Source organism: Streptomyces sp. NPDC005784 (assembly GCF_042871525.1).
In the GTDB taxonomy this organism is placed as follows: Bacteria; Actinomycetota; Actinomycetes; order Streptomycetales; family Streptomycetaceae; genus Streptomyces.
In genome coordinates this window covers 164,297-185,346 of sequence record NZ_JBIAIQ010000014.1, presented here as the reverse complement: position 1 = coordinate 185,346, position 21,050 = coordinate 164,297, and the positions used below count along the sequence as shown (strand labels likewise).

18 protein-coding genes and 1 pseudogene are annotated in these 21,050 nt (G+C 71.4%); 5 read left to right on the top strand and 14 right to left on the bottom strand.

Annotated elements, in window-relative coordinates:
* Window position 1 precedes the first annotated feature (1 nt).
* Complete coding sequence (locus ACFYR3_RS23125) at window positions 2–1,477, top strand: PHB depolymerase family esterase (protein ID WP_355840635.1); 1,476 nt, start codon at window positions 2–4, stop codon at window positions 1,475–1,477.
* Window positions 1,478–1,640: 163 nt separating this feature from the next.
* A complete protein-coding gene (locus ACFYR3_RS23120; protein ID WP_389284631.1) occupies window positions 1,641–3,110 on the top strand; it encodes a 3-hydroxybutyrate oligomer hydrolase family protein in 1,470 nt (489 codons plus the stop codon).
* A gap of 56 nt (window positions 3,111–3,166) precedes the next feature.
* On the opposite strand, the gene ACFYR3_RS23115 is transcribed toward ACFYR3_RS23120, so the two are convergent.
* The 10 genes and pseudogenes from ACFYR3_RS23115 to ACFYR3_RS23070 form a co-directional block, all read right to left on the bottom strand.
* Window positions 3,167–3,607: a pyridoxamine 5'-phosphate oxidase family protein gene (locus ACFYR3_RS23115; RefSeq protein ID WP_389284630.1), complete on the bottom strand. Its 441-nt coding sequence runs from the start codon at window positions 3,605–3,607 to the stop codon at window positions 3,167–3,169.
* A 156-nt stretch (window positions 3,608–3,763) separates the two neighbouring features.
* Window positions 3,764–4,543 carry a pyridoxamine 5'-phosphate oxidase family protein gene (locus ACFYR3_RS23110; RefSeq protein ID WP_355858685.1) on the bottom strand — a complete coding sequence of 260 codons (780 nt, stop codon included), beginning with the start codon at window positions 4,541–4,543 and terminating at the stop codon, window positions 3,764–3,766.
* An 18-nt stretch (window positions 4,544–4,561) separates the two neighbouring features.
* A complete protein-coding gene (locus tag ACFYR3_RS23105) occupies window positions 4,562–5,632 on the bottom strand; it encodes a zinc-dependent alcohol dehydrogenase family protein (protein WP_389284628.1) in 1,071 nt (356 codons plus the stop codon).
* Window positions 5,633–5,861: 229 nt separating this feature from the next.
* Window positions 5,862–6,371 carry a flavodoxin domain-containing protein gene (locus ACFYR3_RS23100; RefSeq protein WP_355858688.1) on the bottom strand — a complete coding sequence of 170 codons (510 nt, stop codon included), beginning with the start codon at window positions 6,369–6,371 and terminating at the stop codon, window positions 5,862–5,864.
* A 16-nt stretch (window positions 6,372–6,387) separates the two neighbouring features.
* On the bottom strand, window positions 6,388–7,119 hold the full coding sequence (locus tag ACFYR3_RS23095) for a CBS domain-containing protein (RefSeq protein ID WP_355858691.1): 732 nt from the start codon (window positions 7,117–7,119) through the stop codon (window positions 6,388–6,390).
* A gap of 12 nt (window positions 7,120–7,131) precedes the next feature.
* Window positions 7,132–9,867, bottom strand: coding sequence for a GNAT family N-acetyltransferase (locus ACFYR3_RS23090; protein ID WP_389284623.1), 2,736 nt, complete (start codon window positions 9,865–9,867; stop codon window positions 7,132–7,134).
* Between the two features lie 158 nt (window positions 9,868–10,025).
* Window positions 10,026–11,041 (bottom strand): annotated as a pseudogene (gene gap, locus ACFYR3_RS23085) (type I glyceraldehyde-3-phosphate dehydrogenase).
* A 30-nt stretch (window positions 11,042–11,071) separates the two neighbouring features.
* Complete coding sequence (locus ACFYR3_RS23080; protein ID WP_355858700.1) at window positions 11,072–11,293, bottom strand: hypothetical protein; 222 nt, start codon at window positions 11,291–11,293, stop codon at window positions 11,072–11,074.
* 59 nt (window positions 11,294–11,352) lie between these two features.
* A complete protein-coding gene (locus ACFYR3_RS23075; protein WP_389284621.1) occupies window positions 11,353–11,976 on the bottom strand; it encodes a hypothetical protein in 624 nt (207 codons plus the stop codon).
* Between the two features lie 299 nt (window positions 11,977–12,275).
* Complete coding sequence (locus ACFYR3_RS23070) at window positions 12,276–13,538, bottom strand: extracellular solute-binding protein (RefSeq protein ID WP_389284620.1); 1,263 nt, start codon at window positions 13,536–13,538, stop codon at window positions 12,276–12,278.
* Window positions 13,539–13,770: 232 nt separating this feature from the next.
* On the opposite strand from ACFYR3_RS23070, the gene ACFYR3_RS23065 reads away from it, so the two are divergent.
* Window positions 13,771–13,986, top strand: a complete 216-nt coding sequence (locus tag ACFYR3_RS23065; protein ID WP_355858599.1) for a dodecin — start codon at window positions 13,771–13,773, stop codon at window positions 13,984–13,986.
* 43 nt (window positions 13,987–14,029) lie between these two features.
* On the opposite strand, the gene ACFYR3_RS23060 is transcribed toward ACFYR3_RS23065, so the two are convergent.
* Window positions 14,030–14,521: a hypothetical protein gene (locus ACFYR3_RS23060; RefSeq protein WP_355858602.1), complete on the bottom strand. Its 492-nt coding sequence runs from the start codon at window positions 14,519–14,521 to the stop codon at window positions 14,030–14,032.
* 333 nt (window positions 14,522–14,854) lie between these two features.
* Between ACFYR3_RS23060 and ACFYR3_RS23055 the strand changes: the two genes are divergently transcribed.
* Both ACFYR3_RS23055 and ACFYR3_RS23050 read left to right on the top strand, forming a co-directional pair.
* A complete protein-coding gene (locus ACFYR3_RS23055) occupies window positions 14,855–16,234 on the top strand; it encodes a glycoside hydrolase family 43 protein (protein ID WP_389284617.1) in 1,380 nt (459 codons plus the stop codon).
* 31 nt (window positions 16,235–16,265) lie between these two features.
* The gene (locus tag ACFYR3_RS23050) at window positions 16,266–17,615 is read left to right on the top strand and encodes a jacalin-like lectin (protein WP_355858608.1); all 1,350 of its coding nucleotides are present in this window, start codon (window positions 16,266–16,268) and stop codon (window positions 17,613–17,615) included.
* Between the two features lie 168 nt (window positions 17,616–17,783).
* Here ACFYR3_RS23050 and ACFYR3_RS23045 read toward each other — a convergent pair whose 3' ends face one another.
* The 3 genes from ACFYR3_RS23045 to ACFYR3_RS23035 form a co-directional block, all read right to left on the bottom strand.
* A complete protein-coding gene (locus ACFYR3_RS23045) occupies window positions 17,784–18,335 on the bottom strand; it encodes an RNA polymerase sigma factor (RefSeq protein WP_355858611.1) in 552 nt (183 codons plus the stop codon).
* A 141-nt stretch (window positions 18,336–18,476) separates the two neighbouring features.
* Window positions 18,477–19,469 (bottom strand): Acg family FMN-binding oxidoreductase, encoded by a 993-nt coding sequence (locus ACFYR3_RS23040; protein WP_389284614.1) that lies wholly within the window; start codon window positions 19,467–19,469, stop codon window positions 18,477–18,479.
* A gap of 144 nt (window positions 19,470–19,613) precedes the next feature.
* Window positions 19,614–20,522, bottom strand: coding sequence for a DUF1918 domain-containing protein (locus ACFYR3_RS23035; RefSeq protein ID WP_355858617.1), 909 nt, complete (start codon window positions 20,520–20,522; stop codon window positions 19,614–19,616).
* Between the last annotated feature and the right edge of the window lie 528 nt (window positions 20,523–21,050).

Below are 21,050 nucleotides of genomic sequence, written 5' to 3'. Positions count from 1 at the left end.
GATGCGATCCCCCTCAGCCCAAGCACGCCACCGGAGCCGGTGGGTCCGCGCCCTGCCTCGTCTCCTCACCGTCGTCGCCCTCGTCCTGGGCGCCGCGCTGACCGGTCCCGCGCCCGCCCACGCCGCCGTCGCACTCGCGCGCGTCGACAACTTCGGCTCCAATCCGGGTGCCTTGAACATGTACGTGTACCGGCCGGCGTCCCTGCCCGCGAACCCGCCCGTGGTCGTCGCGCTGCACGGGTGCACCCAGAGCGCCCAGGTCTACGCGGACAACTCCGGGCTGCCCCAGCTCGCGGACCGGGACAAGTTCCTGCTCGTGCTCGCGGAGACCACCTCCTCGAACAACCTCAACAAGTGTTTCAACTGGTTCCAGTCGAGCGACAACCAGCGGGGTCAGGGCGAAGCCCTCTCCATCAGGCAGATGGTGAGCAACGCCGTATCCGTCCAGGGAGCGGACGCCCGGCGCGTCTACGTCACCGGTCTGTCCGCGGGCGGCGCCATGACCGCGGTCATGCTCGCCACCTACCCCGACGTCTTCTCCGCCGGCGCCGTCGTCGCGGGCCTGCCCTACAACTGCACGAAGGACAACAGCCCCTACACGTGCATGAACCCCGGGGTCGACCTCGGCCCGGGCGACTGGGCCCAGCGGGTGCGCGACGCGTACCCGTCGTACACCGGCCCGTGGCCGCGCACGGCCATCTGGTACGGCGATCAGGACACGACGGTCGCGCCGATCAACGCCGGTGAGCTGCGCGACCAGTGGACGGCACTGCAGGGGCTCTCTCAGACCCCCACCCGCACCACCACCATCGGGCCCGACTCCACCCGGCACGACGAGTACCTGGCCGCGGACGGCACGGTCGCCGTCGAGGTCGACCGGGTTCCCGGCATCGGTCACGGCACCCCGGTCGACCCGGGCACCGGCGCCCAGCAGTGCGGCGGCACGGGCGCCCCGTACTTCCTGGGTTCGATCTGCTCCAGCCACTGGATCGCCGAGTTCTTCGGCCTCGGCGGCTCCGGGACCGGAACGGGCTCATTGCCCGCGCCCACCGGACTGACGGCGACCGGAGCCACCGACACGAGCATCGGTCTGAGCTGGAACGCCGTCAGCGGCGCCACGGACTACGTCGTCCGCCGCGACGGCACCCCGGTCGGCACACCGAGCGGCACGTCGTACACGGACACCGGGCTGCAGGCGGGCACCTCGCACACGTACGCGGTCGCCGCCCGGGACGCCGGCGGCACGGCGGGATCCGGCTCGGGGACGATCACCGCGACCACCACCGGTGCCACCGCCGCCTGCTGGACGGGCAGCAACTACGGCCACGTCCAGGCGGGACGGGCCACCACCAGCGGTGGCTATACGTACGCCAAAGGCTCCGACCAGAACATGGGCCTGTACAACACCTTCGTCACGCACACCCTGAAGGAGTCACCCACCGGCTACTACACCATCGCCGACGGTGACTGCCCCTGACCGGGCCCGCAGATCCCTGATCCGGCGAGGTGACAGGCCCACCATGGTGGCCGGCGACCCTATCGGGGCCGCCACCATGGTGGGCCGACATATGTCCCGAGCAGTCACGGCGCCCCTAGCCTCCGGTGCGTCCACCACGAACCACTCGACCCGGAGGCCCCGGATGCCCTCACCCCGTACGGCCGTCGCCCCGCCCCGCGGACGACGGCCGAGATGGCGCGTCACTCTCGGAGCACTGTCCCTCGCCGCCGCCTGCGCGACCGTCCCCGCACCGGCCACGGCGGCGCCCGCCGTCACCGGCGACTGGACAATGGGCGGGCACTGCGCCGCACGCGATCCGCTGCCGCGCGTGCCGGGCGCGGCCTTCCAGCGGGCCGACTGCCTGGACGAGCTGACGACCGCCGGGACCGTGGCCTCGGGCCACACGGACCCGGCCGACTACGCGGGTCTCACCCCCAAGGACCTGCCCACGCCCGGCGGAGTGCCCGGGATCCAGATCGACGGCTACTTCCCCGACACCTCCACCACCGACACCAACCACGGCTGGAACCACGACTCACAGTTCGTCGTACGCCTTCCCGACCGCTGGAACGGCGGACTGGTCGTCGCGGGAACACCGGGCAACCGCGAGCAGTACGCCAACGACCGCGCGATCTCCGACTGGGTGCTCTCCCGCGGTTACGCCTACGCCGCCACCGACAAGGGCAACACCGGCCTCGCCTTCTACCGCGACGGCCGCCGGCCCGGCGACGCCATCGCCGAGTGGAACACGCGCGTCACCCAGCTCGCCCGGGCCGCCCGCTCCTTCGTCGGGCAGCGCTACCACCGGCCCCCGGCCCGCACCATCGCCACCGGCCTCTCCAACGGCGGCTACCTCGTTCGCTGGCAGCTGGAGAACCATCCCGAACTGTTCGACGGAGGAGTCGACTGGGAGGGCACGCTGTGGCGCTCCGACGGCCCCGGCCTGCTCACCTTCCTGCCGCCCGCGCTGCGCGACTACCCCGTGTACGAGGCAGGGGGCGCCGGTGCCGAGCAGGCCCAGGAGGCCATGCACGCCGCGGGCTACCCGGCCGGCTCGGAGTTCCTGTGGCCGTATCACCACAAGGTGTACTGGGATCTGACCCAGCGCATCTACCGCGAGGAACTGGACCCCGATTACGACGGCGCGACCGAGGCGGGAACGCCGTACTGCGCCTCGGGCACCCCCGGCTGCGACGCCGACTACGACTACGCCACCCGGCCGGACGCGGTCCACCGCGCCGTCGACCGCATCGCGCTGACCGGACGGATCGGCAAGCCCCTCATCACCATCCAGGGCACACTCGACGTGCTGCTGCCCATCAGTCAGGACTCCGACGTCTACGCCCGCATGGTGCGCGCTGCCGGACGGGGCGGGCTGCTGCGCTACTACCGCATCGAGGACGGGACGCACACCGACTCGCTCGTCGACGCCTTCCCCGACAAGCTCCGACCGATGGTTCCCTGCCACCACTCAGCCTTCATGGCGCTGGAACGATGGCTGGCCGGCGAGGGTCGTCCGCCCGCGGACCGCACCGTCCCGCGCCCGGCCGACGCGGACCAGGCGACGCTGCTGACCAGCTGCCCGCTGGAACAGAGCGTGTCTCTTCCGTGAGGCCGACCACCGCCGGATGCCGAGACCGACCTCCGGAAGTACCGCACCTGCCCAGGTCAGGAGTGCCGCTCCACCCCGTACAGCGTGCGGCCGCCGACGAGTTCCCGGCCGGTGACCAGTTCTGACGCGATCCTGATGAAGACGTCGTGGGGCGAGGCCACCCAGGAACGAGGTCCTGTCCGGGTCAGGCGATCGTGCTCGGCGGGATCGATCACCACCACGGCGCGGCCCGTCACGACGACGCTCCAGCCGGAGTGCCCGGCCGCGTCCACCGCGTCGGCCTCGAACGCCACCACCACACCGTCGATGGAGCGGGCCAGTTCCGAGTCCGCCGACGTCCGCAGCACGACGGCGGACTCGGCGTCGAGACAGAAATTGACCGGCAGCACCGCGGGCAGGGCGTCCCGTGTGTGGACGACCCTGCCGATGAGCGCGTCGCCGAGCCGGTCCAGGCACTCCTGCCGGCCGAGTTCACGAAAGCCGTCGTCAGGATTCATCGGCGGAGCCAACTCTCACGCGGTACAGCGCTTCGGCCACAAGCAACGCTTCTGCCTGCGGCGAGACAGCATGCGGGACCAAGGCCCATCGGCCTCGGTGCTCTCCGGCGGACGGAGAAGGTCACTCCTTCCTCGAGTCGGCGCGCGTCGCCCGGATCACCGCACGGCGATCCGGCGTCCGCTGATCCGGTCCTGCTCGACGCGCACCCACAGGTCGCGCTCCGCGCCGCCGGCCCAGGGCCGGCTGTGGGCGAGGGCGTCGAGCCGACGCCTGGCATCGGGGTCGGTCACGGCCCGGGCGCTGCCCTGGACAAGTACGCTCCAGCCCTGGCTGAGGGCCTCGTCGACGTGATCGACCTGGAACGCGACGTGGGATCCGACCGCTGCCGCGATCGTCGAACCCGGCGCTGTCCTGAAGATGATCGCGCCATCGACGACGCTGTAGTTGACGGGCAGGATGACAAGCCCGCCCGCGGTGGCGGTGGCGATCCTTCCGACGCCGTGCGTCGACATCCGTGCCAGACACTCCTCGGGACCGAGTTCGATCAGCTCGGAGTGGTCGGCTGCCTGTCCGAGGCCGGGCGGGAGGTCGGATTCGCCGCCGTGCAGGGCGGCGACGCTGGTACCGAGGGCGTCTGCGAGCCGGATCAGGACGCTGGTCCCCGGCGTGGCAGTGGACTGTTCTTCCAGGTACTGGAGGTAGCCGACGACCGTGCCCGCGCGGGCGGCAGTGTCTTCCCGGGTCAGGCCGAGCGCCTCGCGTCGCGAGGCGATGCGCCGTCCGATGTCGCCCGGTGCTGTCGCGGCCGAGGCCGCCGTGGACACCGTCGACCGGGCCGTCCGCCCGAAGTCGGGCGTCGCGACGGACGTCGCCCCTGGTGCGCCCTCGTCCTGCGGTGTCCCGCCGGGCATGCCCTTTCGCGTGTTTCCGGACATGGCCTTGGCTTCCTTCCGTCAAGGCGTCCTGACCGTCAGGACGTCGTGCTGAGGCTCGCCGAGGACCACCTTGAGCGCGCCGGTGTCGGCGGCCCGTGCGAAGACGTCGTACGCCTCCTCCATGCGGTCCAGCGGGAACGTGTGGGTGACCAGCGAGGCGGCCGGGAGCCGGCCTGCGGCCAGCATGCGCAGCAGGGTGGGGGTGGAGTGCGTGTCGACCAGGCCGGTGGTGATCGTCACGTTCTTGATCCACAGGTCTTCGAGGTGCAGGGTCGCGGGCCTGCCGTGCACGCCGACGTTGGCGACGTGTCCGCCGGGCCGGACCATGCGCGTGCACATCTCGAAGCTCTCCGGGACACCCACCGCCTCGACGACGACATCGGCTCCGAGCCCGTCGGTGAGATCGGAGACCAGCTGCTCGGCCTCCTCGCCCGCCGTGGCGACCGCGTCGGCACCGAGACGCTTGGCGGCGTCGAGGCGGGCCGTGGCGAGATCGACGGCGATGATCTTCTCCGGCGAGTAGAGGCGCGCCGTCGCGATCACGGCGAGTCCGATGGGTCCCGCTCCGACGACGGCGACGGTGTCGCCGGGGCGCACCCGCCCGTTGAGCACGCCCACCTCGTAGGCGGTGGGGAAGATATCGGCCAGCAGGACTGCGTCCTTGCTGTCCACGGCCCCGGACAGAAGATACGTGGACAGGTCGGCGTGCGGGACACGGACGTATTCGGCCTGTGTGCCGTTGATCAGATGGCCGAGGATCCAGCCACCGCCGCCGCGGCACTGGCCGTAGGCGCCCTCCCGGCAGAAGCGGCAGCGGCCGCACGCCGTGATGCAGGAGACCAGGACACGATCGCCCGGCCGGACCGTACGCACGTCGGCGCCCACCTCGACGACCTCGCCGACGGCCTCGTGGCCGAGGACCGTGCCGGGGGCGACCTCCGGTACGTCACCCTTGAGGATGTGCAGGTCCGTCCCGCAGATGGTGACGGTGTCCACGCGCACGATGGCGTCGGTTGCCTCCTGGACACCGGGATCCGCCACGTCCTCCCACGCCGACCTTCCCGGGCCGTGGAACACGAGTGCCTTCATGACAACCCCTTCAAGTCGTGACTTGACCTGGTAGCTCCAGCCTGACCGGGGCAGATGCCTCCCGCTTGGGCCGATCGGTCCCCACCGGGGTACCGGGCGGCCCCTGCCACGGCTCGCGCGCACCACGACAACACCTCGCCGCCCGGACCGGGCTGCCGGCGCCGTCCGGGGCCGTGACGGTCGGACCGGGACAGCGCCCGCCGCCACGACGGTGGCGCGAGGCCGGGAATCAGCCGTTCGGGGCCCGTGTCGTCAACTCGGCGCCGATACCGGCCGCCCACGCCTCGATCCGCTCGAAGTCACGGAAGTCGCCGCCCTTGCCGGAGGAGACGATCTTCCGGGCGATGAATCCCTTCGCCCCCTCTTCGAGGCACCCGCCGAACGTGACGTGTTCCGTCACGTCGAGCCGGGCCATGGCCCGCTTCACGCCGGGTACGGGCGGGATGTCCCGTTCCGAGGCAGACGCGTCGAGCGGGCCGCTGCTGAAGAACCACAAGGGCAGCCCGACCAGCGCGCGGCGGTGCCGACGCACGAAGCGGCGGGCGTCCTTGTGCCAGCGCCCCGCGTACAGGCCGCCGCCGACCACCACGGCGTCGTACGGTTCGACGCTCGTCACGGAGCCGGCGGGCAGCGCCTCGGCGGACATTCCTTCCTTGCACAGCACCTCGGCGACGGTCTCCGCGATCCGCGCCGTCGATCCGTTGGTCGTTCCATAGGCGACCAGAATCTTGTTCGGCATGGTGGTACGCCTCCTCTCACAGCTTGCGCAGCCAGTCCTCGGTGACACCGTGCACGACCGGCTGGTCGGGGCGCAGGTGCGCGTCGTCGAAGCGATGGGTGAGCTTGTCGACGACACCTACGACGCCGTCGATCCGCCGGGTCATGGCGACCGCGATCTCCGCCTCGCTCCGGCGCTCCAGCATGCCGTCGAGCGTGACCACCCCCTCCCAGACGCTGACCGCCACGGCCTGCGGTGTCAGCCACAACGACCGCACCAGGACCTCGTCGATCACCTCGGAGCGGATCTCCCGGTCCGGCCGCAGGAAGACCTGGAGCAGGTCGCGGCGGGTCACGATGCCGACGAGCCGGTCCTCCTCGTCCACCACCGGCAGCCGCTCCACCCGGTTCTGCGCCATCACCCGGGCGGCCTCGGCGATGGTGCTCTCCGCGTGGACGGTCACGGGCGGTACGGACATCAGCTGCCCGGCCGTGCGCGCCCGCGCCTTGGCCACCTGCCGCCGGGCGCCGCGAGTCGGCAGGACGAGCCGGAAGCGGCGCTTCGGGGCGTACGGATCGGGGGTCTGTGCCTGTCGGACCAGGAGATCGGACTCGGAGATCACCCCGATGACCTTCTCGTCGTCGTCGACGACCGGCAGCCCGCTGATGCGGTGGTCGGCCAGCAGCCGTGCCACCTCCTTGAACGGGGCGCCGTACGGTGCCCGGACGACCTCCGTCGTCATCACGGATCCGACCTTGTTGTGCTTCATGTCCCTTCCTCCTCAGCGCAGTCGGCGCAGGTAGGGGTCCTGGACGCGGCGCGGCAGCAGGCGGACGCGTGCGTCGAGCACGACGACCGCGCCGGGGGTCGCGAGGACGGGGTTGAAGTCGGCCTCGGCAAGCTGTGGAAGATCGCTCGCCATGCGGGACAGGCGCAGCAGCACCTGTTCCAGACCTTCCAGGTCCACCGGCCCGCCGCCGTGCGCGCCGAAGAGCAGGGGCGCGCAGCGCGGCGAGGTGATCAGGTCGTGGACGTCGTGGTCGGTCAGGGGGGCGAGGCGGGCCGCGTGGTCGGCCAGCACCTCTGTCGCCGTGCCGCCCAGGCCGAACAGCACGAGGGGTCCGAAGACCTCGTCCTGGACAACCCCGGCGAACAGTTCGGTGCCGCGCGCGGCGAGCGGCTGGACGACCACTCCGGTCAGGAGTCCGGCGAACCGGGTTTCGAAGTCCCGGAAGGCGGCGCGCACTTGGGCGTCGCCCTGGAGATCGAGATGCACGGCGTGCTGTTCGGACTTGTGGAGCACGCCCGGCCAGTGCGCCTTTATGACGACACGGCCGTCGGGGCCGCGCAGCCGTTCGGCGGCGATGACGGCGTCGTCCTCGGTCTCGGCCCAGGCCCAGTCGAGTTGGGGGATGCCGTAGCAGGCGAGCAGTTCCGCGCAGGTGCGGGGGTCGAGCCAGCCGCCGTCGGGGTGCGCGGCGAGGAAGTTCTCGGCGACCGTCCGGGCGCGCCCGGTGTCGATGTCCGCCAGGTCCGGGATGGTCCCGGCGGGCCGGCTCAGCCAGGCCGCGCGGTGGACGGCGTGGGCCAACGCGCGCGCTGCCGCGCCCGGTTCGGCGTACGACGGGATGGTTCCGCCGTCCACAGCGGGCAGCAGCTCGACCGGCAGGGCCTGCTCCAGTCGTACGACGGCGACCGGACATTCCCTTCGGGCGGGCCCGCCGGTGAGCGCCCGGACGAGATCGTCGCCGGTCGCCGCGGCGACGGCGGTGGGGACGAGCGCCACCAGGACGGCGTCGATGCCGGGATGCCGGGTGATCCGGTCCACGCACTCCCTGAGCCGGTCCTCGTCGACGGCGGCGGTGGCATCGACGGGGTTGCCCACGGCGGCGCCTTCCGGCAGCACGCCGAGCAGATCGTCCGTCAGCTCGGCCGTCGGGGCCGGCAGGACGAGTCCGGCCTCCGCGCAGGCGTCGGCGCAGAGGACGCCCGCACCGCCCGCGTTGGTGACGATCGCGACGCGACCGCCGGCCGGCAGCGGCTGGGCGTGCAACAGGGCGGCCGTTTCCATGAGTTCGCCCACCGAACGGGTCGCGGTGATACCCGCCTGGGTGAACAGGGCCTGCCGGGTCATCGTCGGGGTGGCGGCGGCCGCGGTGTGCGAGGCGGCCGCACGGCGGCCCGCGTCCGTGCGGCCCGCGTCGACCGTCAGGACCGGCATGCGGCGGGTCACCCGGCGCGCGGTGCGGGAGAAAGCGCGCGGATTTCCGAACGACTCCAGGTGCAGCAGGGCCAGATCGGTGCGGCCGTCGCTCTCCCACCACTGGAGCATGTCGTTGCCGCTGACGTCGTACTTGTCACCCAGCGAGACGAAGGAGGAGACGCCGATGCCGAGCCGGGAGAGCCCGTCGAGCAGGGCTATGCCGACGCCGCCCGACTGCACGGCGACCCCCGCTGTCCCGGGGCGCGGATGGCCGGCGGCGAAGGTGGCGTCGAGGGCGAGTTCCGGGTCGGTGTTGGAGACGCCGAGGCAGTTGGGTCCCACGAGTCGCATGCCGTACGTGCGGCACGCGCCCAGCAGTCCCTCGGCCTCGCCGGCGTCCAGCCCGGCCGTCACGACCAGCAGCGCCCGTACGCCGGCCTTGCCGCACTCTTCGGCGATGCCGGGAACGGCGCCGGCCGGGACCGCGAGAACGGCGAGGTCGGGAATCCTGGGCAGTGCGCTCACCGAGGGGAAGGACGGCACACCGAGGATCGACGTCACGCCGGGGTTCACGGCGAACAGCCGCCGGGTGAAGCCGCCCGCGTGCAGATGGTGCAGGAGGGCCCGGCCCACCGATCCGGGCCGGCGTCCCGCGCCGATCACGGCCACGGTGTCGGGGCGCAGCAGCGGCTCCAGGCTCGCCACGCCGGCGCCCCGGCCGCGCGTCTCGACGGCCGTGAGGTAGGTGTCGTCCTCGGCCAGTTCGATGGTGCAGCGAACTTCGGGACCCTCGAAGTGCCGGGCCGTGCGCAGTCCGAGGTCGGCGAAGAGCCGCAGAACCTCGTGGTTCTCGGACAGCGCGTCGGCGGTGAACGTGCGGACGCCCTCCGCGCGGGCGGCGGAGACCAGGTGCTCGACGAGCAGGGTGCCCACGCCGCGGTGGTGCAGCCCGTCGGCGACCGCGATGGAGATCTCGGCCGTGCTCACGTCGTCACCGGTCGCGTCACCGGTCGCGTCACCGGTCCCGTCGCTGGTCCCGTCGCTGGTGGCGTACTCGGCGAGGCCGATGACCTGGCCGTGGGCCTCGGCGAGCAGCGCCCGGTAGCCGGGCCGCGTCGGGGCGCATGCCCGGTCGGCGGCCATTTCGGCGGAGCGGTGGCTCGCGGTGAAGAACCGCAGCCGGAGGTTGTCCGGGGACATCTCCTCGTACAGGCCCTGCAGTTGCTCGTGGTCACCGGGCCGCACCGAACGTATGCATACCGTGGTGCCGTCCTGGAGCAAGGCGTGCACCGGGGGGCGGTCGTCGTCCGTCATCACTGGCCTCCTCGAAACCTGTCGACACTTCGAGCATCCGGCGATCCGGAGGCCCGTCCCATGGGCTGACCGGGTGCGCCCCATGGGCCGGTCGGCCCCGATCCCCGCGTCCGTCCGGATGGGGCCGTCCTCCGGTACCGGCAACACCTCCGCGCGCGTCAGTCGTCAGCGACCAGCGCGGTGAGGTCGAGCAGCCGGTTGGTGTACCCCCCCACTCGTTGTCGTACCAGCCGAAGACCTTCACCAGCGTTCCGTTGGCCTGGGTCAGGGCCGGGTCGAAGACGCAGGACGACGGGTCGCCGATGACGTCGCGGGAGACGATGGGCGCCTGCGACACACGGAGGATGCCCTTCAGGGGGCCCTCTGCCGCCGCGGCGAACGCGGCGTTGATCTCGTCTGCCGTCGCCTCGCGGCGCAGCACCACCGCGAGGTCGGTGAGCGAACCGTCCTCGACGGGCACCCGGACCGCGATGCCGTCCAGGGCGCCGGCCAGCTCAGGCACCACCAGCCCGACGGCGCGGGCCGCGCCCGTGCTGGTCGGGATGATGCTGAGCGCCGCGGAGCGGGCACGGCGCAGATCCTTGTGCGGGCCGTCCAGCAGGGACTGGTCGTTGGTGTAGCCGTGGATGGTGGTCATCATGCCGCGGTCGATACCGAACGCCTCGTGGAGCACCTTCACCATCGGGGCGACGCAGTTGGTGGTGCAGGAGGCGGCGGACACGATGTGGTCGGTGGCACGGTCGTAGGTCTTGTCGTTGACGCCCATCACGATGGTGGCGTCCGCGTCCTTGCCGGGTGCCGAGAGAAGCACCGTGTGGGCGCCGCTCTTGAGGTGCGCGGCGGCGGCGGCGCGGTCGCGGAAGCGGCCTGTGGACTCGATGACGATGTCGGCGCCGTTGTCGGACCATTGGAGGGCCGCCGGCTCAGGCACGGCGGTGACGGCGATGCGTCGGCCGTCGACGGTGATCGAGCTGTCGTCGTGCAGAACCTCTCGCCCGAGCCGTCCGAACGTCGAGTCGTACTCGAGGAGATGGGCCAGGGTGGCGGGCGGCGCGATGTCGTTGATCGCGACCACCTCGACGTACTGGGTGCCCGCCTCGGCGCGCTCCAGTGCCGCGCGCAAATAGGTGCGGCCGATGCGGCCGAAGCCGTTGATGCCGACGCGTACGGTCATGACGTTGTACTCCTTTGCCGGGCGTGGGTTTCAGCCGCCGGTTCGTTCGGCGGCCTCGGCAGGCGCGTGGTGCGGTACGACGGCGCCGGGGCGTGCCGAGTGGTGCGGGGCCGCGTGGGCCACGCGGCCGAGCTGACGTCCGAAGTGGCCGTCGCGGTGGTGGGCGCCGAGGACGAACGGGTCGGCGTCGGCGGAGGGGTCCGGCAACACCCGCCGGGCAGTGCCCTCTTCGGTCCGTCGGCGCGGATCCACGGACGGATGCTCCGCGGCGACGCCGTCCGGCGCCGACTCCGGAATCTCCGTTCCTGCGGTTATCGGAGCCAGGGGGTGCGGTTCACGAAGGGGAGTCGCTCCCAGAGCTTCCCGAGTCCCCAGGTGGCGCCGGCGCCCGCGGCGGCGAGAGCGATCAGGACGACCGCGTAGATCACGTGGTAGTCGGTGAAGGGGTTGGGCGACATGCTCGGCGAGCCGTCGGACAGGTGCCGGGCGGGCGGCCATTCGGCGAGCCACATGAACGCCATCATCGCCGTGCCCGCGACCGCGGCCAACCGCAGGGCGACACCGGCGACCAGGGCGATACCCACACCGAGCAGGCCGGCCATGAACAGCCAGTCGACCCAGCCGGCGCCGGCCCAGGAGTGGAACGTCGACTCCATCGGCCCGGCCGCGACCCCGCCGAGGAATCCCTTGGTGGGCGAACCGCCGTCGATCCAGCCCTTGCCGGACGGGGTGGCATAACCGAACCCGAAGGTCTTGTCGAGGAAGGCCCACAGGAAGACGAACCCCGTCAGCAGCCGCAGAGCCGCGAGGGCGTACGAGCCGACCGCCGTGGCCGACGTGGTCACGGCCTCACCCGGCGCCTGCGCCGAACGGGTCCCGCGCAGCGACGGGAAGTGGAACCCTGTGTGCCGGTGAGGCTGCTCGTGGACTGCCATGATGCTGATCCCCTCGGGGAGAAGGACAAGGCCGGGCTGGTACCCGACACCGACTACTCTCCCCACCCGACGGGCGCCGTGCCGGGTGCCGTAGGACCGTGCCCCCTGGGCCGAACGGCCCTTTCCCGCAGGCCTGTTGGTCTCACCGCTCCGGCAGGGACCAGCCCGTACGACCGCCGGGTCCGGCTCCCTCCGCGGTCGCACAGGAGGCCACGACCGGACGACGAGGCCCGCCGACCTCTTGGGCAGCGGCGCGGACAGGCGCCCCGCCCGCGGCCGCGCCCGCGAGGGGGCGTCCCTCACAGTCTGTCGGCCTCCAGGATGGTCGTGATGCGATCGGAGGCGCGCCGGGCCTCCGTCGACGGGTCGGCGCCGCCCAGGATCTTCGTCATGCAGTCCTTGATCGGGTTGTGGGCCTCGACCGCGGCCCATTGGGGCGAGGACGGTGTCGCCCGGCCCTGCGCGGCGCCCGCCGCCATGGCCGCGACTCCTGCCTCGCCCGCCACGGCGTGGGCGAGCGTCGTCTTGTTGGGCACGTAGTTCATCGTCCGGGCCAGCTCGGTCTGCCACTTGACGCCGACGAGGGCGGCGACGACGGCGGTGGCGCCGGGCCGGTCGTCGGTGTTCTCGGGCACCACGAGATCGGAGCCGCCGGTGAACACCGCGCCGGGCTTCGCGGCCGTCTTGCCGGGGACCGGGAAGAAGCCCAGCTTGCCCTTGAGGTCCGGGTTGGTCCGCTCGATGGCCTGGACGAGTCCGGGCACGGCCACGATCTGCGCGACCCGGCCCTTGGCGAACACCCCTGACTGCGGCGGGTGTTCCTCGTCGGCGCCCGCGGGCCCCTGGCCGAGTGCCTGGAGACGCCGGTAGAAATCCATGCCGCGCAGCGCGGCCGGAGTGTTCAGCGTGCCCCGCCAGTTCCCGGAACTCGACTCGTCGGCGAGGTCGCCGCCCTCGTCCCAGATGAACCCAGCGAGGGTGTACCAGTCCTGACCGGCCAGGTAAATGCCCTGGTCGCCACCGGAGTTGAGCCGCTCGGTGTCCGTGAGCCACTGCTCGCGGGTCTTCGGCGGCTGTTCGATGCCGGCCCCGGTGAACAGGTCCTTGCGGTAGATGACGACGCGGTTGGCGGCGTACCAGGGGATGCCGTACTGATGGGGTCCGAACCGGCCGGGTGTGGCGAGGCCCGGCAGCCAGTGGTCCATGCCCCAGTCGCGCATCGACTCCAGGGTCATGTCGCTCAGGCCGCCCCCGTCGACGTACTGCGCGACCTGGGTGTTACCGACCTCGATGACATCGGGCGCGGCCGGGTCGTCCCGCTTCAGCGCCGCCTGCACCTTCGCACCGATCCCGGTCCACTCCTGGATGCGGATGTCGAGCCGGAGGTCACCGTGCTTGTGCTCGAAGTCCTCGGTGAACCGCTTCAGGAACTCCTTGGAGGCGCTGTCCTTCATCAGCCACACCGTGACGGTCCGCCGGTGCGCGCCGGTGCCGGGGAGGGTACCGCAGGCGGTGAGCAAGGAGGCGGTGACGCAGACGACGGCGAAAAGGCGGCGTTTCACGTTCACGAGGGTCCTGTTCTGTCTGGCGGACAGGGGCAAGGGGCCCGACGTGGGGGGACGAGCCGGTCGCTCGAACGGGCCTCTGGAGTTTGGTATGGACCAATCGGCTCCGTCAAGGGCCCACCGTCCCCCGACGTCACTCGGGTCACCCCGCCGTCTCGCGGAGCGCCGCACCCTGGGGCACCGTGGAATGACGCGTGGCATTCGCGCCACGGCGGAGAGGAGCACCCGCATGTCCGACCACACCTACCGGGTCACCGAGATCGTCGGAACCTCCCATGAAGGCGTCGACCAGGCCATTCGCAATGGGATCACCCGGGCCTCACAGACCCTGCGCAACCTCGACTGGTTCGAGGTCACGCAGGTCAGGGGCCAGATCGAGAACGGGCGGATCGAGCACTACCAGGTCGGTCTGAAGCTCGGTTTCCGGCTGGAGGACTCCGACTGACCCGATTCGCGCTTTCACGGGTCCGCCACCCGCCGAGAACCCCTCAGGTCCGCCCCTCCCGCCCCTGCGCGTCCTTCAGCGCCGCTGACGCGGCCGCCCACCGTGCCCGTACGACCGTGAAGCCGGCCCGCTCCGCCTCCTCGCAGACGAATTCGTCGTCGTCGACAAGGACGCGGATCTCCCGGTCCCGGGCGAGCCGGCGAAGGATCTCCAGCTTGGTGCGGCGGGCGGGCCTGCGGTCGTCGTTGCGCCGCATCCAGATGCGCCCCTCGGGCAGGCCCTGCGCGGCCAGCCAGTCCACGGTCGCCCGCCGGCACCGCTCGGGACGGCCCGTCAGATAGACCACCTCGCACTCCCGCGCGCTGCTCAGCGCCAGCGCGACGCCCTCCGCGAGCGGCGGGTCCTCGGTCGCCGCCGCGAAGAACCCGTCCCAGTCCCGCGGCACGCGCTCCAGGAACCGCTGCCGGTGCGCGGTGTCCGCGAGGGTGCCGTCCAGGTCGAACACGGCAAGTGGCCTGCTGCTCTGCTCCTTCACGCGGACCAGCCTAGAGAGCGGCACCGACACCGGGCGCGCCACGGCACCCGGCCCCACGCGTCGACACGCTCAACTTCCGTCCCCACGGGCCCTGTTCACATCACCTGGCAAGCCCTTACCGTAATGCCTCGCACAGCATGTCGCACGGCATTCGGTATTTCGAACAGGAGAGGGTTGGTGGAGGGACCCACCGCCCCGCTCTTCGGCATGCGGAGGTCCGGGTGAACCCCCGCCCTTCTTGGTTGACCCCCTCTCGCCGGCCCCGTGACCGATCCGAGGAGAGCCGCACATGACCACACCCGACACGGCGTCACGCCCATCGAGGAGACCTGCATGAACGACAGGCCCCTTCAGTCCTCCCGGCGCGTCGCTCTGGGCGCGATGGCCGGCCTCACCGCCGCCTTCGCCCTCGGCACCCCGGCCGCCCGCGCCGCGGCCGGAACCGCCTATGTGATGGGCTACTTCACCGAGTCCCCGAACGGCGACGGAGCGGACTACGGCCTTCATCTGGCCGTCAGCGCCGACTCCCTGCAGTGGACGCCGCTGAACCAGAACAAGCCCGTCGTGACCCCGACCGGCGGCACCGGCGGTCTGCGCGACCCGTTCGTCCTGCGCAGACAGGACGGCACGTTCGTGGTGCTCGCCACGGACCTCAAGGGCACCGACTGGAGTCTGCAGAGCCAGTACATCCACGTCTGGGACTCGGCCGATCTGCGGTCCTTCAGCGGCTACCGTCGGCTGAAGCTGCACGACATGGCCACGCACAGCTGGGCGCCCGAGGCGTACTGGGACGCGGGGCGGGGCCAGTACGGGATCATCTACTCCGCGGTCGACTCCAGCGGCCACAACGTCATCATGGTCAACTACACGTCCGACTTCGTGACCGCGTCGGCGGCGCAGGTCTTCTTCGACCCCGGCTACGACGTGATCGACGGCGATCTGGCCGTCGGCGTCGGCGGAGTGAACTACCTCTATTTCAAGAAGGACCAGACCCTGGTGGGCGCCAGGTCGACGTCCCTGGACCCCGGCAGCTTCACCGTGTTCAGCACCCCGGTCGCACACGGCGGCACCGAGGCCCCGATCCTCATCAAGGCCCAGTCGACCGGGACTTGGTTCCTCTGGGGAGACACGTACACACCCAACGGGGTGTTCTACGCCTGGCAGTCCGCCGACCTCGCGAGCGGCACCTGGACGGCGGTCGACCAGCGGCTCTACACACAGCCGCTCAACTCCAAGCACGCCGGCATCCAGCCGATCACCACGACGGAGTACGCCAACCTCCTCGCGAAGTGGGGCGCTCCCGCCTGGAACCGGCTCAAGTCCTACAACTATCCGGCGCGTTACGTCCGGCACTCCAACTACGTCGGCCGGATCGACGAGTACCCCTTCGACCCGTACACGGACTCGCAGTGGACGCTGGTGCCCGGACTCGCCGACACCGCGGGGATCTCGTTCCGGTCGGTCAACTACCCGACGCGCTATCTGCGGCACAGCGGCTACCAGATGGCGCTCGACGTCAACGACGGGACCACGACGTTCGCGCAGGACGCCACGTTCTACCGGACGGCGGGCCTGGCCGACACGTCGTGGTCATCCTTCCGCTCCTACAACCAACCGGACCGTTACCTCAGGCACGCAGACTTCGTGCTGCGCATCGATCCGATCTCCACCTCCACCGACAAGGCCGACGCCACCTTCTCGGTCGGTTCTTGACGTCCCTTCGTCCCCAGGAGACAACCCCCCGATGTCCCCTCTTCGCAGACTTCTCGCCGGTGCGGCGGCAGCCGCCGCCGCACTCGGCGGACTCACCGCGGCCGCGTCCCCCGCCAAGGCCGCCGACTCGGGCACGTTCAGTGTGCTCAGCTACAACGTCGCCGGGCTGCCCGACGGCATCTCCAGCGCCCCGACACCCCGCGCGTCCAGTACGACCGCGATCGGCGGGCTGATCGCCCCCTACGACATCGTCCATGTCGAGGAGGACTTCAACTACCACGCGGCCCTGTACGCGGCCGACACCGCGCACCCGTACCGCACCCCCACGAGCGGCGGCGCCGGCATCGGCAGCGGCCTCAACACCCTCTCGAAGGTCTCCTACGACACCGACGACTTCGAGCGGGTCGGCTGGAACTCCTGCCAGGTCGACTCCGGCGACTGCCTCACGCCCAAGGGCTTCACCTTCATGCGGGAACGCCTCGCCGAGGGCGTCTACGTCGACTTCTACAACCTGCACACCAACGCGGGCACCAACGACGGCGACCTCGCCTCCCGCGCCGACAACCTCAACCAGCTCACCGCGTTCATCAACACCCATTCCGCGGGCAACGCCGTCGTCGTCATGGGCGACACGAACACCCGCTACACCCGCTCCGGCGACACCATCGCGGAGTTCGCCGCGGCCAACGGCCTGACGGACGCCTGGGTCCAGATCGTCCGGGGCGGCACCCCGCCGGCCAAGGGAAGCGACGCGCTCGTCTGCGACCAGAGCGGCACCACCGTGCCCAACACCTGCGAGGTCGTAGACAAGATCCTCTACCGCGGCAGCAAGCTCGTCACGCTCAACGCCACGAACTACAACAACGAGCACACGCGCTTCTTGACCTCAGACGGCCTGATGCTCTCCGACCACGACCCGATCACCGCGTCGTTCACCTGGTCGCGCAACACGGACTTCCAGCTCAGCGACCAGTTCGGCGGGCCGCACGGCGACTACTTCAACGACATCACCGGGGTGCCGGCCGGCGCCCGCGCGACCACCGTCTCCCTGAGCAGCGGCGCACGGGTCGACCGGATGGGGCTGACGCTGAGCGATGGTACGACGTTCGCGCACGGCGGCACGGGCGGCACCGCCGCCTCACTGACGCTGGGCAGCGGTGAGTACGTCACCTCCGCGCAGCTGTGCGATGGCGTGAAGGACAGTCACACCCGGATCTTCTACACGAAGTTCACCACGAACCTCGGCCGCACCCTGGCCGGCGGCACGACGACGTCGGACTGCGTGACCCGCACCGCGCCGGCCGGCCGGCAGATCGCCGGCTTCCACGGCCGCGCGGGCGACGAGGTCGACAAGATCGGCTTCATCTACACCCAGCGCTGAGCGGAGGGCAGGCACCGAACTCGTTCCCCGCCGGATTCCCGGATTCGGCGGGGAACCCGACCACTGTCCCGACTCGCCTGAATCCAAGGCCACTTGAGTCCGTGGATGCGGGCTCGACAGGCGGTCACCGCGTGCGCCGGGCCGCGGTGGACCCTGGTCGGCCACCCGTCAGGAGGCGTCGGACAGCCAGGGCCTGACCTTTCTGCGCGCCTCGTGCAGACGGGACTTGAGCGTGCCGAGCGGAATGCCGACACGCTCGGCGACCTCCGCGTACTCCAGCTGACAGATGTCCCGGTAGACCAACGGCGCCACCAGATGCGGGTGTTCGCGCTCCAGGCGTTCCAGCGCCTCCAGGAGGTCGATCCGGGAACCCGCGATGACACTCGTGGTGCGCGGATCGACGTACTGCGCGGCGTCGATCGTCTCCGGCCGCTCGGCGGCGCGCCGCTTCAGCTCGCGGTACTTCTGCCGGGCGCAGTTGGCGACCACCGTGTAGAGCCAGGTGCTGAAGCGGCTGCGTCCCTCGAACGCCGTTATCCCGCGGGCCACTTGGAACAGGACGTCCTGGGCCGCCTCCTCGGCGTCCTCCCGGCACGGGAGAAAGCGTCCGCATCGCCGCACGACCTCGGGCCGGACCTGCCGGAGCAGCACGTCGAGTGCCGCCCGGTCACCGGCGGCCGCCCGCAGGGCCAGCTCCTCGGTCTCCGCCGCGTCCCGCACCGGGCGCTCCCCTCGCTGTCGATCAGAGGCCAGGCATGATAGTCGAACGCCCCTGTCCAGCACGTTTCCGGCAGCACGGACACCGCGGTACCCCGCGCTCCGCGGTGGCCCGCCGGCGGTGCTCCGTCACTCGGGGACGGGTCAGGGCCGGATGTCGAGTACGTCCGACACCGGACGGCGCGGTGCGCCCGGACCGTCGGGGCCGTACCCGAGGCGCAGCACCATCTGCACGTTGCCCTTCCCCGACACCGGGTCGCGAAGCGGCCAGCGCAGGTCGGTCCACTCCAGGGCCTGAGTGGCGAACGAGCTGGACAGGCCCTCCAGGGTGGCCAGCAGCAGTGCTCGCTCCATGGCCTGTCCGGCGCGCAGCCAGTCGGCCGGACGGTCCTCGGCCGTGCTGAGAAGCGCCAGTTGAGGGGAGCGCTCGAACTCGCGTGCCTCGCGCCGTGCCACGGGTTCGTTTCCGGCGAAGTCGCGCATGGGGGCCCTGCCGCCATGCCGGAGCGGACCGAAGGCCTGCTCCGAGACCCCGTCGGAAGCCGTGGTCCCGGCAGGGGAGTCGAGACGGGTCCAGGCGGTCAGGTCCTCGCTCCTGCCCCGGTCGGTCAGATTGCGCGCCTCGCCCTCCTCGATCAGTTCCAGTACTTCCTCCAGCCGCCACACGTCGGGAAATTCCAGGGCGGCTCCCTCGCGGTGGGCCGCGTCAGCGAGCGCCGTACGGATGACCTCAGGAATCTCTGTCGCGTCGAACGGGAAGCGACTGGTGTGCCGCCGGTCTACCGCCGGGTACAGCGCGGCGAGGTCGCTCCCGCTCGGGCCGGAGTCGGTCAGCCGCACGGCCGCGAGCAGTCCTGGATCGGAGGGGTCGGGCAGCAGGCGGGTCACCGGGGACCAGCCCCCGTGCATCGCCGCGACCCGCAGGTTCAGCAGCGCCGCGCCACAACCGATGTGAAGGCCCCGGGTGTCGGGGTCGGCGTGCGGCATGGCGCGGTCGAAGTCGGCTCGCACGTGTACCGTGCGGCTGCCCCGGAAGTAGGCGAAACGCCAGGGCTGTGCGTTGTGCATCGACGGGGCGGCGGCGGCATCGTGGACCAGGGCCGCCACCCACTCGTCGGTCGGTGTCCGAGTGCTCACGGGAGCCTCCCTTCGCGAGTCGGCGGCCCCGGGGGGTCGGGACCGTTCTTCGGTTGTCTCGTCCGTTCTTCGGTTGTCTCGTCGGTGGTCGTGGGCATCCTGTGCGCGTCGGCGGGCCCCTGGGAGCGACCGGGCCGCGACCCGTCAGTGATCGGCCGCGGTGATACGGCGCCCGGTGATGCGCTCGGGCCGGATCGACACCCACATCTGACGGTCACCGCCCGCCCACGGCTCGGTGTGGGCGCGGTCGGCCAGCCGTCGCACAGCCTCGGGTTCCGTGACGCTCGACGCGGCACCGACGACGAGCACGCTCCAACCCTGGCTCATCGCCTCGTCCAGATGGTCGACCTCGAAGGCGACCTCCGTTCCCACCGCCTGCGCCACCACTGATCCGGGAGCGGTCCGGAGGGTGATCGCGTCGTCCACGACCTCGTAGTTCACCGGGACGACCGATGGGCCCTCGGGCCCCGACACCGCGATACGGCCCACACCGTGCGTGGAGAGCCGGGCGCGGCATTCGTCGGGTCCCAGGTCCCGCAACCGGGGATGAAGGAGCGCCTGCCCCTGGCCGGGCGGCAGGTCGCCGCCGCCTCCGCGCAGTGTCTCGACGCTGACGCCGAGCGCGTCGGCCAGTCTGATGAGGCTCGCCAGGCTCGGATCGGCCTGGCGTTCTTCGAGATATGCCAGGTAGTCCGGTGCCATCCTCGCGCGACGTGCCGTCTCGGTCCGGGTCATCCCCTGCCGCTCTCGCTCGGCGGTCAGGCGCCGGCCGATGTCACCGGGGTTGGCGGGTGCGTGCGGCGGACTCGGGGCGGCCTGGCGACTCGTTTCCTCCCCCCGGGAGGTGTCGGGGGACCCGGGCGGGTACTCGACGGGACGGACATGGGCGTCCGGTCCCGGGAACACCAGCGTCACCTCGTCCGTGTCCGACCAACGTACGTCGTAGGGAGGTGTGCCGTCGGGGTGGTGGAGGCCGACGATCTCTCCGTCGCGCCGGGTGTCTCCCGTCGTCACACCGTCGATGACGAGGTGATCTCCAAGATGAGCTCTCATGATCGCCTCCGCTTCCTGAGGAGAGGGTGGTGAAACCAACGTGGCACGCACGGGATGCCGCCGCACGCGGCGCCCCGCGAGCGTGTCCCCGGGGAGAGCCGACCGCGCGTCGCCGTGAGCGCGCGGTGTGCGCCCCCCCGCCCGGCGGCACGACGCGACCCGGTCGGGCGGACCCGCCGCGGCGGGTCCGCGCCCGGAGAGGAGTGGTCCTGGTGCGGTGGACGGGCACGGGACGGACGCCCGAGCCCGCCGTGTGCACTCATGACCTGGCCTCCGGAGTTCGCCGGTCGGGTTCCCGTCCACGATCGGACGGTCCGTGGCTCCCGGTCAAAGGGCCGAAGGTCCCGGGACCACGGCCACCCGGGGAATCCTCACTCCGCTCACCCGGTCCTCGCGACGGGACTCCGCATCGGGGTGAGCCCAGCTCCGGCAAGGGCCGGCAGGTGCCGCACGGGGCCTTGGCGGTGCCTCCTCACCTTGTCGAGAACAGGCCGTAGGCGGCATACGGGCGCAGGCTGGACGAGGGGA

Bases quoted from the DNA above. Each gene is read 5' to 3' on its own strand.
- ACFYR3_RS23065 (WP_355858599.1), top strand. From the start codon at position 13,771: ATGTCCGACCACACCTACCGGGTCACCGAGATCGTCGGAACCTCCCAT.
- ACFYR3_RS23115 (WP_389284630.1), bottom strand. From the start codon at position 3,607: ATGAATCCTGACGACGGCTTTCGTGAACTCGGCCGGCAGGAGTGCCTG.
- ACFYR3_RS23050 (WP_355858608.1), top strand. From the start codon at position 16,266: ATGTCCCCTCTTCGCAGACTTCTCGCCGGTGCGGCGGCAGCCGCCGCC.
- ACFYR3_RS23105 (WP_389284628.1), bottom strand. From the start codon at position 5,632: ATGAAGGCACTCGTGTTCCACGGCCCGGGAAGGTCGGCGTGGGAGGAC.
- ACFYR3_RS23035 (WP_355858617.1), bottom strand. From the start codon at position 20,522: ATGAGAGCTCATCTTGGAGATCACCTCGTCATCGACGGTGTGACGACG.
- ACFYR3_RS23100 (WP_355858688.1), bottom strand. From the start codon at position 6,371: ATGCCGAACAAGATTCTGGTCGCCTATGGAACGACCAACGGATCGACG.
- ACFYR3_RS23110 (WP_355858685.1), bottom strand. From the start codon at position 4,543: ATGTCCGGAAACACGCGAAAGGGCATGCCCGGCGGGACACCGCAGGAC.
- ACFYR3_RS23120 (WP_389284631.1), top strand. From the start codon at position 1,641: ATGCCCTCACCCCGTACGGCCGTCGCCCCGCCCCGCGGACGACGGCCG.
- ACFYR3_RS23055 (WP_389284617.1), top strand. From the start codon at position 14,855: ATGAACGACAGGCCCCTTCAGTCCTCCCGGCGCGTCGCTCTGGGCGCG.
- ACFYR3_RS23090 (WP_389284623.1), bottom strand. From the start codon at position 9,867: ATGACGGACGACGACCGCCCCCCGGTGCACGCCTTGCTCCAGGACGGC.
- ACFYR3_RS23075 (WP_389284621.1), bottom strand. From the start codon at position 11,976: ATGGCAGTCCACGAGCAGCCTCACCGGCACACAGGGTTCCACTTCCCG.
- ACFYR3_RS23125 (WP_355840635.1), top strand. From the start codon at position 2: ATGCGATCCCCCTCAGCCCAAGCACGCCACCGGAGCCGGTGGGTCCGC.
- ACFYR3_RS23095 (WP_355858691.1), bottom strand. From the start codon at position 7,119: ATGAAGCACAACAAGGTCGGATCCGTGATGACGACGGAGGTCGTCCGG.